We start from the raw sequence: 15,687 nt of genomic DNA, 5'->3' as shown, positions 1-15,687 counted from the left end.
GTCACACGGTATCGAGGTAGAGGTCGATCCGCTCTTCTTCCGAAAGCTCTTCGATGTCGCGCAACTCCTGCCGCTTGGTCAGCAGCATGTTCTCGATCAACTGGGCGGGCAGGAGGCGCGGGGTCCAGCGGTCGGTCTCGAACCGGTCGATGGCCTCGCTCCAGGATGTGGGGATTCGGGGCAGGTCCTGGGCATAGGCGTTCCCGGTGATCGGATCGGTCGGTTCGACCTCGTCCTCGATCCCGGCCAGTGCCGCGCCCAGAATGACGGCCAGCAACAGATAGGGGTTCACATCTCCGCCCGAGATCCGGTGTTCGATCCGGCGCGCGACGGGGGGGGATGCCGGAATGCGGATCGCCGCCGTCCGGTTCTCATAGGCCCATCCCAAGCCGGTCGGCGCGTGCGCGCCCGGGACCAGCCGGTCATAGCTGTTGAGATGTGGCGCGAAGATCAGGGTCGAGGCAGGTGCCGCCTTCATCAGACCGGTGACCGCATGGCGCAACATGTCCGAGCCATGCGCCGTGCCGTCGTCGAAGACGTTCCTGCCGGCCTTGTCGAGCAGCGAGAAATGCACGTGCATCCCGTTGCCCGCGTATTCGGGATAGGGTTTTGCCATGAAACTGGCCGCGAAGCCATGCATTCGCGCCTGCCCCTGCAACAGCAGCTTGAAGAACCACGCGTCGTCCGCCGCCTTCAGCGCATCCGGCTGATGGGCAAGGTCGACCTCGAACTGGCCGATTCCGGCTTCGGAGATGGCGGAATTGGCCGGGATATCCATCGCCTCGCAGGCATCGTAAAGCTCGGTGAAAAACTTGTCGAAGCCGTCCAGTGCCCGCATCGAAAGGGTCTGGGCCCCGGGACGCCGCTTTCCGGAGTTGGGCGATTTGGGCACGCGCAACTGCCGCATGCTGTCATCCACCAGATAGAATTCCATCTCGGTCGCGACCACCGGGGTCAGCCCGCGCTTGGCATAGCGCGCCAGCACCGAAGCCAGGGCATGGCGCGGATCGCCCGCATAGGGGCGGCCGTCCTGATGATACATCCACACCGGCAGCAGCGCCGTCGGCGTAGCCAGCCAGGGCATCGGGACAAAGCCCCTCTCGGTCGGGCGCAGCAGACCGTCGGCATCCCCGCTGTCGAAGACCAGGGGGCTGTTCTCGATATCCTCGCCCCAGATGTCGAGGTTCAGGACCGAAAACGGAAACCGCGTCCCCTCCACCTCGAGCTTGTGGGCGAAGCGGCGCGGGAACCGCTTGCCGCGGGCCTGGGCGTTCAGGTCGCAACCGGCAACCCGGACGGATGTGATATCAGGGTTCGCCTGAAGCCAGTTGGCGGTTTTGTCGGCGTTCATCTTATCATTTGTCCCAGAAGTCGCGGTCGGCGGATTGCGCCCTCTGGCAGGTGCCGGTTCAGGCGGCGGTTTACCAGCCCCATGAGTCCGATGATGCAGAGCGTCAGAAGGATGAAATACCCTGCCAGGATCGGGTAGGGCACGAAGGGATTGAAGGTCTTGTCCGCAAAATAGGACGCATAATAGAGCGCATCGCCTTTTTGCTGCACGGCCGGAAACCCGGAAAAGAACACGAGCGTCGTGGCGTGGAACAGAAAGATGGCTTCGTTCGTATAGGCGGGCCAGGCGAGGCGCAGCATGGTTGGCCATGTGATCCGCCGAAACCGACGCCAGCCGGTCATGCCATAGGCCGACGCGGCCTCGCTCTCGCCCTTGGGAACGGTCTGCAACGCGCCATAGAAGATCTCACCGGAATAGGCGGCTGTGTTCAGGAACAGCACCACGAAGGCCCCGGCCCAGGCCGACGACAGGGGGTCGAAGACGGGGGCGACCTGCTTGAGCGACAAAAACAGGAAGTATCCGAAGAAGAACTGGATGAAGAGCGGTGAGCCGCGGAACACGAAGATGAACCATTCCGCCGGCTTGCGGAACAGCGGGTTGGCCGACGCCTTGCCGACCGCCAGCAGGGTGGCGAGCGTGAAGCCGACGACGAAGGCCAGAACGCCGAAGTAGACGTTCCAGATCATCCCCGACCCGATCAGCGTGAATTGCTGGCAGAGCGTGAAATCGCCCCTTGGCAGCAGACGCTCGCCATAGCCGAGCGAGCGCAGGCCATAGTCTGCGATGGTCGCAGCGCAGCTCATGCGCCGGCCTTTCGCAGGGCTTCGCCGGCTGTCGTGGCCTGACCCAGGCTCAACCGGCGCGACAGGCGCGCGATGACGATCTCGGAGACGCGGGTGAAGGCCAGGTAGAAGACCAGGAGCGCCAGGAAATACCACATCCGCCAGTCGGGATGCGGATAGTCCGAAAAGCGCGGCGTCTTGGCCGCGCCCAGTTCGCGCGCCCAATAGACGATATCCTCGACCCCCAGAAGGAAGAGCAGGGGCGTCGACTTGATCAGGACCATCCACAGGTTTCCGAGGCCGGGCAGGGCGTAGACCCACATCTGCGGCACGATGATCCGCCAGAACGTCTTGCGCGGGCTCATCCCGTAGGCCTCGGCGGTCTCCACCTGGGCGCGGGGCACGGCCCGAATCGCGCCAAACAGGATATTGGCGGCGAAGGCGCCGAAGACGATCGCGAACGTCAGAACCGCCAGAGCGAAGCCATAGGTTTCATGCACCCACTGCGGCGATGACCCGAGCGGCATCTTGGCCTGGGCGCAGACCAGAAAGTCGCTGCCCTGCCGGATGGGCGCGTCCCAATCGGGGCATTTCACCTTGTGGCGCAGGTATTCGATGCCTTGGTCGAGGGCGATGACGAAGAACAGGAAGAACGCGATGTCGGGCACGCCGCGCACAATCGCGATATAGATCTTGCCGAACCACCGCAGTGGCGCCACCCGCGACCGCGCGGCCATCGCGCCGCCAAAGCCGAAGGCCATGGCCGTGGGCGCGGTTATGGCCAGAAGGAGCAGCACGGTTCCGAACGCGCCGTAAAACGCCAGGTGCTTGCCAGTGGTCAGGTAGCAGGCAAGCCAGTGAAGGCCGGAAAGGGTATCGGGGGCGGCGCAGGCGAACATCACATATCCCCCCGCCGAACGGCAAACGGGGGCCGCAACCTGCGACGAAGCATGGTGTGCGGCCCCCACATGGTCGATCAGAACGTCTTGGCGTCTTCGCCGAACCATTTGACGATCAGCTCGTTCAAGCTGCCGTCGTCCTTCATGGACTGGATGGCGGCGTTGAACTTTTCCTTCAGCTCGGTGTCGCTTTCGCGCAGGCCAAGGCCGATACCACCGCCGAGGGGGACATCGTCGCCCACGAACACAAGGTCACCGGCCGATTCCTCGACCGTCGGGGCAAGGGCGTCCTTGTCGGCGAAAACGGCATCGGCCTCGCCATTGCGCACAGCGGCGACGGTTTCGTCATAGGTGGCGAATTCCAGCAGGGTCGCGCCGGACTCGGCGACATAGCCCGCCTGGATCGTGGAGGTCTGCGCGGCGATGACACCGCCGGTCAGGTCGGCATCGGCCGACAGGGCAGCATAGGCCGAGGCGGCGGGCGGGAAGTAGTTTTGGGTGAAGTCGATGACTTCCTCACGTTCGTCGGTGATGCTCATGCCCGCGATGATCGTGTCGTAGTTGCCCGAGGTCAGGTTCGGGATGATGCTGTCCCACTCGTTGGTGACCCACTCGCAGGTCAGCTCGGCCCGGGCGCAAAGCTCATCGCCGACCTCGCGCTCGAAGCCGTCGACTTCGCCCGCATCGTTGAGGAAGTTGTAAGGGGCATAGGCGCCCTCGGTGCCCATGCGGACGGTCTGGGCGTGGCCATCGGCCATAGCACCCGTGGCGGCAACCGCGAGCGCGGCGGCAGTCAGGATCAGTTTCATGGTCTCTCTCCGTGTTGTGCCCCCCGGTTTGCTCCGGGTTTGGCGGGGTAAAGTCAGTGGGACGTTGCGGACAGGAAGCCGCGCAGACGCTCCGATTTCGGGGACCCGAACAGGGCGTCAGGCGCGCCCTCTTCCTCGATCAGGCCCTGGTGCAGGAAGATGACGTGATCGCTGACGTCGCGCGCCAGGTTCATGTCGTGGGTAACGATGACCATGGTCCGACCCTCCTGGGCGAGGGCCTTGATCACGCGGATCACCTCCTGTTCCAGTTCGGGGTCGAGCGCGCTGGTCGGCTCATCGAAAAGCAACGCCTTCGGCTCCATGCAGAGGGCGCGGGCGATGGCGGCGCGCTGTTGCTGGCCACCCGACAGTTCGGCGGGCCAGGCGTTCGCCTTGTCACCGATGCCGACCTTCTCAAGGTAGTCGCGGGCCTTGGCCTCTACTTCCTTGGGATCGCGACGCAGCACCTGGACCGGCGCCTCCATCACGTTTTGCAGGATCGTCATGTGAGACCAGAGGTTGAAGCTCTGGAACACCATGGAAAGATTCGTGCGGATGCGGGTGATCTGTGCAGCGTCTGCTGGCCGGCGGTTGTGACCCGCACCGCGCCAATGCACCGCCTCCTCGCAAAACAGGATGTCACCCTGCTGGCTGTCTTCCAGCAGATTGGCACAGCGCAGCAGCGTTGACTTGCCCGACCCCGACGATCCGATGAGCGAGATCACCTGTCCCTGCCGCGCCGTCAGATCGACTCCCTTGAGAACCTCAAGCTGGCCGTAGGCCTTGTGAAGGCCTCTAATCTCCAAGACGGGCGGGGCGAAAGCCAAGGCAGGACTCGCGGTTTTGAGCAACAGCCTCGTTTACGCCGGAAAAAACATTGGAATGCAATGCCGGACGCGCCGTCACGCCGTCTTGCGATAGCTGACGGCATAGGCGTCCACCGGCATCTGGACCAACCCGCTCAGACGTGTGGCCAAGGCGTTTGCCCGGTTCTGCCCCGCAATGGCGCGGCGTAGTGCGTCTTCAAGGCGCGGGACCATCTCGGGAAATGCGGTGATGAACGGGGTGGACGGTGTCGGCGGCGTGGTCACCCGGATGCGCAGACCGGGGTGGGGCGCCAGGGCCCATGTGACCACGTCGATGGCCGCGAGATCCGCGCGACCCTCGGCAACGGCCCGCATCGACGCCGCATGGCTTCCGGTGACGATCCGCGGCCCCTCGAGCCCCGCTGCCACCAGCGTGCCCCATCCCGACTGGCTGTCGCCCGCGTTGACCGCCAGCCCACCCTCGGCGGCGCGCGCCAGAGGCCGACGATCATCGACGCGCGTCACGAAATGGGAGGCATAGGTTCCGCGCGGCAGGGGCAGACCGGGGACATCCCACACCGGCGCTCCGACCACATGCACGTGATCCGCCAGGCCCAGTTTCATGGGCAGCGCGCAGGTCATGGACAGAAGGAGGTCGCGCGACCGCCAATGGCGGGCGAAATCCTCGGGCCAGTGCAGGACCTCCGGCCCCTCGCCAAGATGACGTCGGATGTCCTGCCAAAGTGCCTCCCACGCAGGTCGGGCGGCGGGATACCAGGCCAGACTTGCGATCAAGCCTGACCCTCGGCCCGTTTGCGCGCAAGGCCGCTTTCGACATCGCTGACACCCAGAAGGTTGACCAGAAGGCGCAGCAACCCGTCCTCGTGGGCATCGCGCGCCCCATCCGCCAGGGCCACGGACCAGAGCGCCTCGACCACGGCAATGCGGTCTTCGAGCGGGATGGCGTCCTTCAAAGCACGGGTGAAGCGGACGGTGTCCGGGGCCTCGGCCTCCAGCGTCTCGGCTTGGGCGCGCAAGGCAGAGACCTCGCCGTCGGTCAACCCGTGACGATGTTTCAGGATGCGGTCGATGCGGTCCACTTCGGCGGGCGCATAGTGGCCGTCGCTACGCGCGACGCGCACCAGAAGGGCGGCAAGCGCAAGGCGCGCATCCGGTTCGGGAAGGCGTTCGGGGGCGGGGGCCGTCAGGCGGCGCAGAAGATCAGCAAACATGGTCAGACATATAGGGCGACCGGTTCAGCCTTCCCACCCCTCGCAGATGACCAGATCGCTTTCGCTGATCCCTTGCCGCAGGGCGAGCGCCGCCTGATAGCCCGGGCTGGCATAGCAATCGAGCGCGGCCTGATAGCTCGGGAATTCGATCACGACGGTCCGGGGCTTGGCCGACCCTTCGACCAGTTCGCGGGCCCCGCCCCGCACCAGGAACCGCGCGCCGAACTCGGCCAGCGGTGCCGCATTCGCGGCCCGGTAGAGGTCGTATTTCACCGCGTCATCCACGCGGCCATGTGCGATCCAGTATCCCTTCGGCATGGTGTCGTCCTTCTGGTCAGTCAAAGATCTTCGAAAGGGCAGGCAAGGCCTGTTGCAAACCCCAGGGCGCATTCACGATGGCAAGACCGGACCCGATCATGCCGTGTCCCGGCCGTGCCGGGGGGAAGCCGACTTCGTGGACGATCATCTCGGGCAGGGCCTCCCGCAGATCGCGGATCATCGGCACATGGCGGCGGTCGGCCAGCAGCGGATACCAGAGCATGACCACGCCCACCCCCCATTTGCGATGCAGGAGCGGCAGCAGGCGCGTCATCCGATCATAGTCATCCCGCAGCTCCCACGAGGGGTCGATCAAGATCAGGCCGCGGCGCGGGTCGGGCGGGGTAAGGGCCCGGGCCATTTCCAGTCCGTCGCGCTTGTGCAGACGGGTGTTCGGGTTGACCGGCATCGCCTGCGTCAGGGCCTCGTGTTCCGCCGGGTGCAGTTCCGCCAGATCGATCCGGTCGAAAGCACGCAACAGATGTGCCGCGATGAGCGGTGATCCGGGATATCTGTCGGGCCCGTGGATATCGCGCAGGCTTGCGAGGGCGCGAACATAGGGGTGGTCCGCCGGAAAGCGCGGCAGCAGACGGTCGATGCCCTGCGCGGCCTCGCCGGTCTTGGTCGCGGCAGCATCGGTCAGATCGTAAAGACCCCGCCCGGCGTGCGTCTCAAGATAGCTGAGCGCCTTGTCTTTCGCCGTCAGATAGTCGAGCGCCACGGCAAGCGCGGCGTGTTTGTGGACATCCGCGGCGTTCCCCGCGTGAAAAGCGTGTTGATATGACAACATGACGGTGTCGCTAACCAGCGAAACGCAGCCTTGCAAGCGATGTCGGAACTTTGATCTGACGGGGGCGTTCGACCGTGCTAACTGATAGGTAACTCACATATACCGAGAATCGAAATGCTTCGCCTGACCTTCGTCGCCCTTGCCCTGACCACCGCTGCCGCCTCGGCGCAGACACTGGATGCGCCCGTCGTCTCGTCGCAGAGCCAGGGCGCGGCCATCGGGTTCACGTTGCGTGGCGGCGTCCAGACGACGCCGGAATACTTCGGGTCGTCTGACAATGAAACCGGACCGGCTCTGGGGTTCGAACTGAACTACCTTCGACTGGGCGGCTACACCTTCGGCAGTCCAGACCCGCTCTATTATCCCGAAGGTTTCGGCTTCACCGGATCGTTCCGCTATATCGGCGAGCGTGAGGCGGCGGATTACCCTGAATTGACCGGCTTGGCCGATGTCGATGCCTCGCTCGAGATCGGTGGCGGCTTGCGGTATGCCACGCAGGATTATCAGGTGTTCGGCGTCATCCGTTACGGCATCATCGGCCACGAGAGCTTTGTCGGCGAACTTGGCGCAGACGCCCTGGCGCGTCCGACCGACCGCCTGACCCTGCGCGCGGGGCCCCGCCTTCTGTTCGGTGACAGCGACTATGCCGCGACCTATTTCGGCGTCACCGCCGCTGAGGCCGGCACCTCGGCTTTCGGTCAATTCGATGCAAGCGGCGGCCTTCTGTCGGCAGGGGTCGAGCTTGGCGCGGCCTATCAGCTGAGCGATAATTGGGGGATCGATGCAACGGTGTCCTATGACCGGTTGCAGAACGATGCCGCCCGCAGCCCGATCACGACGAATGACTCCAGCGTCTCGGCCTCCATCGGGATCACGCGGCGCTTCAGCCTGGGATTCTGATCTTCCCCATGGCGACCGGAACGGCCTGACCGGCAATTCTGACGGCTTTGATCCGACCTCCCGCGACATCCGCCTCGAACCAGATCGTCGACGGTCGGCCCATGTCTTCGCCTTGGTGCAGGGTCAAAGTCGTCGTGCCCTCTGGCAATGCGGCGTTGGCCAGCAGTTGCGCCGCCAAGATCGCGCTGGCCGACCCGGTGGCGGGATCTTCGGGGATACCCGCCGTGGGTGAAAACATTCGGGCGTTGAGGTCCGGGTCGTAAACCCAGGCGCTGTCGACGTTTGCGGACTGCATCAGGTCGGACCAATGCGGCTCAACGGGGCGCGCGCGCGCCAATGTCTTCCTGTCACGCACGGGCAGATAGACAAAGGCCGGACCACCGGCGAAAGCGCCCGGTCGATGCGGCCCGAGGCCAGAGGACGTGAGGCCGATGGCCCGCGCGCAGAGGTCTGGATCAAGCGTGCCGCCATGGGGATGCGGAATGACCGGCGCCGTGAATTGCGCCGTGCCATCCGTGACGCGCACCGGCACCAGCCCCGCTTCTTCTTCCAGGGTGATGTCCGTCAAGCCATGCTGCGCCGCCAGAAACAGCGCCGCGCCGCTCGTCGGATGGCCCGCGAAGGAAATTTCCGCCGTCGGAAAGAAGATGCGCGCGCGGGCCGTGTGCGCCGCGTTCCGGGGCGCCATCAGGAAGATCGTCTCGGACAGGTTGAACTGGCGCGCCAGCGTCAGCATCTGCCCGTCGCTCAGATCGTCGGCCCCCTCGACGATGGCAAGCGGGTTTCCGGCAAAGGGGCGGTCCGTGAAGACATCCCAGACGTGAAACGTCAGGTCGCCCATCACACCAGCCGGGATTGCTCTTTCGCTGCCCTGACAAAGTCGGCGAACAGGGGATGCGGCGCGAAGGGCTTGGACTTCAGCTCGGGATGGAACTGCACGCCGACGAACCAGGGATGATCCTTGACCTCGACGATTTCGGGGAGGCGGCCATCGGGAGACATGCCCGAAAAGATCAGGCCCTTCTCCTCCAACTGCTCCCGGAACCGGATGTCGACTTCGTAGCGATGGCGATGACGCTCTTCGATTGCGGTGGTTCCATAGATCTCGGCGACGCGCGAGCCCTTGGTCAACACGGCGTCATAGGCCCCAAGCCGCATCGTGCCGCCCTTGTCGTCGCTGCTTTTGCGGGTGACCTTGTGATTGCCCTGAACCCATTCCTTCAGGTGATAGACGACCGGGGTGTACCGGCGGGCGTCCTTGGCCTCGTGATCGAATTCCTCGGACCCGGCGTCGCCCAGGTTGGCCATGTTTCGCGCCGCCTCGATGACGGCCATCTGCATGCCAAGGCAGATACCCAGATAAGGGATGTCCTTTTCGCGGGCGAATTGCGCGGCCTTGATCTTGCCTTCGGTCCCCCGTTCCCCGAACCCGCCGGGCACGAGGATCGCGTTGAACCGCTCCAGCAGCGGCCCATGGTCCTCGCGCTCGAAGATTTCGGCATCGATCCACTCGATTTCGACCTTGACCCGGTTGGCCATCCCGCCATGGGTCAGCGCCTCGGCAATGGATTTATAGGCGTCTTCGAGCTGCGTGTATTTGCCGACAATCGCCACGTTCACGGTGCCATCCGTGTTGTGTGTGCGGTCGACGACATCTTCCCACCGGGACAAGTCGGGCTTGGGCGCGGGCGAGATGCCGAAGGCGTCCAGCACCGCCTGATCCATCCCCTCACGGTGATAGGCCAACGGTGCCTCGTAGATCGACTTGAGGTCCTGTGCGGCGATCACGCTCCCGGCGCGCACATTGCAGAAAAGCGCGAGCTTTTCGCGTTCCTTCTGCGGGATCGGGCCTTCTGACCGGCAGACAAGGATATCGGGGGCAAGACCGATGGACCGCAATTCCTTGACCGAATGCTGCGTCGGTTTGGTCTTCAACTCGCCACTCGCCTTGATGAACGGCAGGAGCGTCAGATGCATGAAGATGCACTGACCCCGGTCCTTGTCCTGCGCGAATTGGCGGATCGCCTCGAAGAACGGCAGGCCCTCGATATCCCCGACCGTGCCGCCGATTTCACAGAGCATGAAATCGACCTCGTCTTCGCCGATCTTGATGAAATCCTTGATCTCATTGGTGACGTGCGGGATCACCTGAATCGTTTTCCCCAGATAGTCGCCGCGCCGCTCCTTTTCCAGGACGTTGGAATAGACGCGACCCGAACTGATCGAGTCGGTGCTGCGCGCGGCAACGCCGGTGAACCGCTCATAATGGCCAAGGTCGAGGTCGGTTTCCGCCCCGTCGTCCGTCACGAAAACTTCGCCATGCTCAAAAGGCGACATCGTTCCGGGGTCGACGTTTAGATAGGGATCGAGCTTGCGAAGGCGGACGGTATAGCCCCGCGCTTGCAGCAGCGCCCCAAGCGCGGCCGATGCCAGACCCTTGCCAAGCGACGACACCACACCACCGGTGATGAATATAAAACGTGCCATGTTCGATTGCCCCCGCGAAGTCGTCTTGATTCCAGCCTGCCGGGAATCACCAATCACGGGATTTGAGAGTAACAGGAAGACGGGGCGGGCCGCAACCGCACCCCGCTACATCCTGAGACCGAAAACACCGTTTCGTCTAGATGTGCCTGTTTCGGGCTGGCTTATTCGGACCGCGGTGGCGCGACCGGCGCGTCATCCGATGTCGGGGGGATCAGGCTCTCGCCGCTCGGCAGGGAGGGCAGGACCTCTTCGGTCGCCGAATCCGGCGGCAGAAGATCGACCACCGATCCGCCCGCGGCGTTGCGCGCCGCGATGACGGTCAACGACACCGACGTGCACAGAAAGGCAATGGCCAGAACCCAGGTCACCTTGGTCATCGCCGTCGCCGCCTGACGTCCGGTCACGGCCCCGCCGCCACCACCGCCCAGGCCCATCCCACCACCCTCGGAGCGCTGAAGCAGCACGACGCCGATCAGGCCAACGGACAAGATCAGGTGGATGATGAGGATGACGTTTTCCATGGGCGGGCCCGTTCTGTGCGATCAGGGGGCTACCTAGAGACGCAAGCACCCCGTCGCAAGCCCCGACCGCCGCCACAGGCCCGCAATGCGACCCTTCCGCCGCAGCATCGTCGGCACGGGCTCTGCGTTGTGGCTTTCATGTTGTCGGCCGACGCGGTAGGAGGCGCCGTTCAAACGCAGGGGAAGGGACCAGCGCATGGCCAACGTCGTAGTGGTCGGCGCCCAGTGGGGCGACGAGGGCAAGGGCAAAATCGTGGACTGGCTCAGCGAAAGGGCCGATGTCATCGCCCGGTTCCAGGGCGGTCACAACGCGGGGCACACGCTGGTCATCGACGGCAAGGTCTACAAGCTGTCGCTGCTGCCCTCGGGCATCGTGCGCGGGGGTAAACTGTCCGTCATCGGCAACGGCGTGGTTCTGGACCCGTGGCATCTGGTCAAGGAAATCGCGCTGTTGCGCGAGATGGGTGTCGAAATCACGCCCGAGACCCTGATGATCGCCGAGAATACGCCGCTGATCCTGCCGATCCACGGAGAGCTGGACCGCGCGCGCGAAAACCAGAACTCGGTCGCGAAAATCGGTACGACCGGTCGAGGCATCGGCCCCGCATACGAAGACAAGGTCGGGCGCCGCGCGATTCGGGTGGCCGATCTGGCCGATGCGGCCACGCTGGCCGCGCGGGTCGACCGCGCATTGGTTCACCACGATGCGCTGCGGCGTGGTCTGGGCATGGAGCCGGTGGACCGCGACGCTCTGCTTGCCGAACTGGCCAAGGTCGCGCCGACCGTTCTGGAATACGCCGCACCCGTCTGGCGTGTGCTGGATCAGAAGCGCCGCGCCGGGAAACGCATCCTTTTCGAAGGGGCGCAGGGCGCGCTGCTCGACATCGACTTTGGGACCTATCCTTTTGTCACCTCGTCGAATGTGATCGCGGGGCAGGCGGCGACGGGCACCGGGATCGGGCCGGGCGCAATCGATTTCGTGTTGGGCATCGTCAAGGCCTATACCACGCGTGTCGGAGAAGGCCCGTTCCCGGCCGAATTGCACGACGCGGATGGTCAGCGTCTTGGCGAACGGGGTCACGAATTCGGTACGGTGACGGGGCGCAAGCGGCGGTGCGGCTGGTTCGATGCGGTGCTGGTGCGCCAGACCTGCGCGACCTCCGGGATGAATGGCATCGCCCTGACCAAACTGGATGTTCTGGATGGGTTCGAGACGCTGAAGATCTGCGTCGGATACGATCTTGATGGCGAACAGCTGGACCATCTGCCGTTCGCGGCGGATGCGCAGGCCCGCTGCACGCCGATCTACGAAGAGATGCCGGGCTGGTCGGAATCGACCGAGGGCGCGCGGAGCTGGGCCGATCTGCCCGCCAATGCGATCAAATACGTGCGGCGCGTGGAGGAATTGATCCAGTGCCAGGTGGCGCTACTTTCCACCTCGCCCGAGCGGGAGGACACGATCCTCGTGACCGACCCGTTCGAGGATTGACCGGAGGACATGGAATGGCGCTCAGCCACAAGACACGCAAGCGACTGTCCTTGTTCATCTTGCTGATCGGACTGCCGCTCTACATCGGCTTCGTCGTGGGGGTCATGGGGATCATCTATGACCGGTTCGGGCAACCGCCCTTGCTGATCGAACTGGGTATCTACATCGTGTTGGGCGTCGTGGCGTTCTTCCCGCTCAAGCCGATCTTTCTGGGCACCAGTCGGGAAGATCCGGACGCGTCGCCCGATGAATGAACCGAAGATCGATATCTGACCCTGGCCCTGGTGATCAGGCGGAAAACAAGAAAACCCGCCACAGTGATGTGGCGGGTTTTGTCTTTGGTCTGCGACCGGATCAGCCGGCGCGGCGCTCTGCCTCGGCGGTGTAGCGCGACTCGATGGCCAGCGCGAAGGTTCCGCGGTTGACCTTGCGGATCTTGCCATCCCGCAAAAGCTGACCGAAGCCCCGCAGTCCGTCCTCGCGGCTCAGGTCATTGAACGCCTCGGAGGCAAGGTGCAGGAGCCGGGGACGCGAGAAGCTGTCCTGGCCCAAGACCTTGGTGCTGTAGACGGCGGCCGCTTCCAGCACGTCCGGCAGGTCGAAGGCCCCGACTTCGGCTGCGAACAGCTCGAAATCTTCACCGTCGGCCCCATCAGAGGCGGCGACCTGCGGAATGTCTTCCGAGGTATCGGCTTCGGGCTTCGGCTCGACCCGTTGCTCGGACACCAGAACCAGCGGTGAGGGGCGCTCGGGACGGGATGTCCGGGCTTCCTCGGCCGGGGCCGGGGCACGTCGCGGCCGCACCGAACTTGCCAGATCCGCACGATAGGGATCGGTGTCCGAGTCGTCCTTGGGCTCGATCGGGCCATCAGCACGACGTGCCGCAACGGCCGCCTTGAGGTGCGAGATATTCGCGTGGCGACGCGACGTGTCTTCGCCCGACAGGCGGCTATCGGTAGCGGCGAAGAGCCGCTCCATGTCCGGATCGGACGGAACCGAACCTTCTTCTTCGTCGTCATCGTCCGACAGATCGGCGTCCGCCTTCGAAGACACCTCTTCGGTCTCGTCGTCGTCGTCTTCGGCACGGATCGCGGCCAACTGGCTCATCAGATCGTCGCTCTCGTCCTCGTCATCGTCCTGAAGGACAGCCGAGACATCATCCTCGGTGTCGTTGATGGCGGAGCCGATGGGATCGCGGTCCAATTCGGCCTCGATCGCAGCCAGTTCGGCCATCAGATCGTCTTCGTCTTCCGCGGCCTCTGCTTCGGCGTCGTCCGACTCGTCTTCGGCAAGCGCTTCCATCAGGTCGTCGTCGGACTCATCGGAAAGTGCGGCCATCAGATCGTCCGCTTCCGCTGCGTCCTCTGCGACAGCCTCTTGCGCATCGTCCTGGGTGGTGGCGGCGACTGCGTCTGTCTTGGCACGGCGCATTTTGCGAATACGGAAGAAACGGGGTTTCTTTTCATCCGCCGCGTCGGCTTCCTCAGCCTCAGCCTCAGCCTCAGCCTCAGCCTCAGCCTCAGCCTCAGCCTCAGCCTCAGCCTCAGCCTCAGCCTCAGCCTTGGCGACTTCCTCTGCGTCCGACTCGGCTGCTTCGGCGACATCCTCGGCAACGTCTTCGACCGCAGCCTCCTCTTCGACGTCTTCGACCGCAACTTCCTCGGTTTCCGCCATTTCCACTTCGGCCACGGCATCTTCGTCAGCGTCGAGCATCTCGTCAGCCGACATCTCGTCGGCTTCGTCGTCGGCCTGATCGTCCGCTGCGAAGGCCGACAGGTTCATCGCGGCTGCGACATCCGCCTCGATCGTATCTTCGCGATCGACGATATCTTCGACGACTTCTTCGGCGTCATCCTCGATCGCGTCCGCGTTCAGGATGTCGTCGACATGCTCGTCCTCGTCCTCGTCCTCGTCCGAGTCCGAAGATGGCTGGAGATCGGCTTCGACCACGTCGTGGCTCTCCGACACTTCGTCTTCTGCGCTGTCCTCTTCCGAGCCGGATGCGGCCATGTCATCCAGCATCGCTTCAACATCGGAAATCTCGTCACCCTCCAGGTCCTCGACCTCGATCTCCTCGACGGCGACGATCTCGTCCTCGACCACCTGGGCGTCGGCGACGATCTCTTCCTGGGGTGCCTCGACGGGTGCCTCGGGGGCGTCGTCGGCGATATCGGGTTCTGCCACGACCGGGGCAGCCTGCGTCACCGCAGCGGCGGCCGGGCGGAGCGTGACACCCTTGCCGTCCTCGCGGGCTTCGACCGAATGCTTGGCCCGGGCTTCCGCGATGGAGCGCAGGGTGACCATATCGGGGGTCGGGGGTTCCGCGCCGAAGAACCTGTCGTCGGCGGCAAGATCGCGGAAGTATTCCGCGATCTCGGTCATTGCGGAAAACGGATCGTCGAACCCCTCCAGAGTGCAGGAGAAGGTCCCGTAGGCGACCGTGAGAATCTTGTTGTTCGGGACCATTGGGGGCACCATCACTTTCTTCCCGTGCGGGAATCCTGTTTCACTTCACCTTGCATACAATCACGCGAATCCAGTCAAATCGTGCCAAGTTCGGGACCATTTGACGATACCGAGGGCGAATTCTTGCCAGATTCGAAACAGCTCAGCCTTAATGATACCATACCTCAAACCCTCGTCGGTGGGGTGCCTGTTAGCAGGACAACCCTTGATGAAGCCTTAAGCCACGCGCCTCGCCTTATCGCCGCCGATGGTGGGGCGGACACGGCGCTGGCCTTCGACCTGGTCCCGGACCTGGTGATCGGAGACCTTGATTCAATCTCTGCTGCGGCCCGCGAGGCCTTTTCCGACAGGCTGTGTCACCTGGCCGAGCAGGATAGCACGGATTTCGCCAAGGCACTCAGAACCTGTCCCGCGAGTTTGACGATAGGAGTTGGCTTTATCGGGGCACGGGTTGACCATTTTCTTGCGAATTTGACTGAAATTGCCCGCAATGGCGCGAATTGTATCCTCCTGGGTGACGATGACTGCCTTTGCGTTTGTCTCGACGACATGCAGCTTGACCTAGAGGCAGGCACGCGCGTGTCCCTCTGGCCCCTTGGTCCCGTCACGGGGACCAGCACGGGCCTGCGCTGGCCCATCGACGGGATCGCCATGTCGCCCACGACACGGGTCGGCACCTCGAACGAAGCGCTCGGCCCCGTCACGCTGACCCTGTCGGGTGGGCCCATGGTCCTGATCCTTCCGGCGACCGCGCTGACGGTTCTGCTGAAATCGCTGGACAGTGCCCCTCGTCCCCGGGCATCCGCCCCGCTATAAGACGGCGACGGCCGAAGGGGA

General features: G+C 64.1%; 17 protein-coding genes. 4 read left to right on the top strand and 13 right to left on the bottom strand.

The window, feature by feature from the left end; all coding sequences use genetic code 11:
* Window position 1: 1 nt before the first annotated feature.
* The 9 genes from BM002_RS09740 to BM002_RS09700 all read right to left on the bottom strand — a co-directional run bounded on the left by BM002_RS09740 (window position 2) and on the right by BM002_RS09700 (window position 6,987).
* On the bottom strand, window positions 2–1,351 hold the full coding sequence (locus BM002_RS09740; RefSeq protein ID WP_092779914.1) for a glutamine synthetase family protein: 1,350 nt from the start codon (window positions 1,349–1,351) through the stop codon (window positions 2–4).
* Window positions 1,348–2,154, bottom strand: coding sequence for an ABC transporter permease (locus BM002_RS09735; protein ID WP_092779912.1), 807 nt, complete (start codon window positions 2,152–2,154; stop codon window positions 1,348–1,350). Before BM002_RS09735 ends, BM002_RS09740 begins: the two co-directional genes overlap by 4 nt.
* Window positions 2,151–3,032 (bottom strand): ABC transporter permease, encoded by an 882-nt coding sequence (locus BM002_RS09730; RefSeq protein ID WP_092779910.1) that lies wholly within the window; start codon window positions 3,030–3,032, stop codon window positions 2,151–2,153. The genes BM002_RS09735 and BM002_RS09730 overlap by 4 nt, the downstream gene beginning before the upstream one ends.
* Window positions 3,033–3,109: 77 nt before the next feature.
* On the bottom strand, window positions 3,110–3,841 hold the full coding sequence (locus tag BM002_RS09725; RefSeq protein ID WP_092779908.1) for a transporter substrate-binding domain-containing protein: 732 nt from the start codon (window positions 3,839–3,841) through the stop codon (window positions 3,110–3,112).
* A 53-nt stretch (window positions 3,842–3,894) separates the two neighbouring features.
* A complete protein-coding gene (locus BM002_RS09720) occupies window positions 3,895–4,647 on the bottom strand; it encodes an ABC transporter ATP-binding protein (protein ID WP_425431841.1) in 753 nt (250 codons plus the stop codon).
* Between the two features lie 96 nt (window positions 4,648–4,743).
* Window positions 4,744–5,442: a PhnD/SsuA/transferrin family substrate-binding protein gene (locus BM002_RS09715; protein ID WP_092779906.1), complete on the bottom strand. Its 699-nt coding sequence runs from the start codon at window positions 5,440–5,442 to the stop codon at window positions 4,744–4,746.
* Complete coding sequence (locus tag BM002_RS09710) at window positions 5,439–5,879, bottom strand: tellurite resistance TerB family protein (protein WP_092779904.1); 441 nt, start codon at window positions 5,877–5,879, stop codon at window positions 5,439–5,441. The genes BM002_RS09715 and BM002_RS09710 overlap by 4 nt, the downstream gene beginning before the upstream one ends.
* Window positions 5,880–5,903: 24 nt before the next feature.
* Window positions 5,904–6,197: a DUF1330 domain-containing protein gene (locus BM002_RS09705; protein ID WP_092780574.1), complete on the bottom strand. Its 294-nt coding sequence runs from the start codon at window positions 6,195–6,197 to the stop codon at window positions 5,904–5,906.
* A 16-nt stretch (window positions 6,198–6,213) separates the two neighbouring features.
* Window positions 6,214–6,987, bottom strand: coding sequence for a 23S rRNA (adenine(2030)-N(6))-methyltransferase RlmJ (locus tag BM002_RS09700; RefSeq protein WP_092779902.1), 774 nt, complete (start codon window positions 6,985–6,987; stop codon window positions 6,214–6,216).
* Between the two features lie 114 nt (window positions 6,988–7,101).
* On the opposite strand from BM002_RS09700, the gene BM002_RS09695 reads away from it, so the two are divergent.
* Entirely contained in the window at window positions 7,102–7,887 is a 786-nt protein-coding gene (locus BM002_RS09695; RefSeq protein WP_092779900.1) for a MipA/OmpV family protein, read from the top strand.
* Here BM002_RS09695 and BM002_RS09690 read toward each other — a convergent pair.
* The 3 genes from BM002_RS09690 to secG all read right to left on the bottom strand — a co-directional run bounded on the left by BM002_RS09690 (window position 7,871) and on the right by secG (window position 10,895).
* Window positions 7,871–8,728, bottom strand: a complete 858-nt coding sequence (locus BM002_RS09690; protein ID WP_092779898.1) for a PhzF family phenazine biosynthesis protein — start codon at window positions 8,726–8,728, stop codon at window positions 7,871–7,873. The genes BM002_RS09695 and BM002_RS09690 overlap by 17 nt on opposite strands.
* Window positions 8,728–10,374 carry a CTP synthase gene (locus BM002_RS09685; RefSeq protein WP_092779896.1) on the bottom strand — a complete coding sequence of 549 codons (1,647 nt, stop codon included), beginning with the start codon at window positions 10,372–10,374 and terminating at the stop codon, window positions 8,728–8,730. Before BM002_RS09685 ends, BM002_RS09690 begins: the two co-directional genes overlap by 1 nt.
* Before the next feature lie 161 nt (window positions 10,375–10,535).
* Window positions 10,536–10,895, bottom strand: coding sequence for a preprotein translocase subunit SecG (gene secG, locus BM002_RS09680; RefSeq protein ID WP_092779894.1), 360 nt, complete (start codon window positions 10,893–10,895; stop codon window positions 10,536–10,538).
* A gap of 196 nt (window positions 10,896–11,091) precedes the next feature.
* On the opposite strand from secG, the gene BM002_RS09675 reads away from it, so the two are divergent.
* Complete coding sequence (locus tag BM002_RS09675) at window positions 11,092–12,384, top strand: adenylosuccinate synthase (RefSeq protein WP_092779892.1); 1,293 nt, start codon at window positions 11,092–11,094, stop codon at window positions 12,382–12,384.
* A 14-nt stretch (window positions 12,385–12,398) separates the two neighbouring features.
* Window positions 12,399–12,638: a DUF2842 domain-containing protein gene (locus BM002_RS09670; RefSeq protein WP_092779890.1), complete on the top strand. Its 240-nt coding sequence runs from the start codon at window positions 12,399–12,401 to the stop codon at window positions 12,636–12,638.
* Between the two features lie 100 nt (window positions 12,639–12,738).
* Here BM002_RS09670 and BM002_RS19300 read toward each other — a convergent pair whose 3' ends face one another.
* Window positions 12,739–14,850, bottom strand: coding sequence for a hypothetical protein (locus BM002_RS19300; protein ID WP_245749194.1), 2,112 nt, complete (start codon window positions 14,848–14,850; stop codon window positions 12,739–12,741).
* A gap of 24 nt (window positions 14,851–14,874) precedes the next feature.
* Between BM002_RS19300 and BM002_RS09655 the strand changes: the two genes are divergently transcribed.
* Window positions 14,875–15,666: a thiamine diphosphokinase gene (locus BM002_RS09655; RefSeq protein WP_245749193.1), complete on the top strand. Its 792-nt coding sequence runs from the start codon at window positions 14,875–14,877 to the stop codon at window positions 15,664–15,666.
* The last annotated feature ends 21 nt before the right edge of the window (window positions 15,667–15,687 follow it).

This window comes from Jannaschia pohangensis (genome assembly GCF_900113875.1).
Lineage (GTDB): Bacteria > Pseudomonadota > Alphaproteobacteria > Rhodobacterales > Rhodobacteraceae > Jannaschia > Jannaschia pohangensis.
Note: the sequence above shows the minus strand (reverse complement) of the source record. Positions and strands in the feature narration are given on the sequence as shown.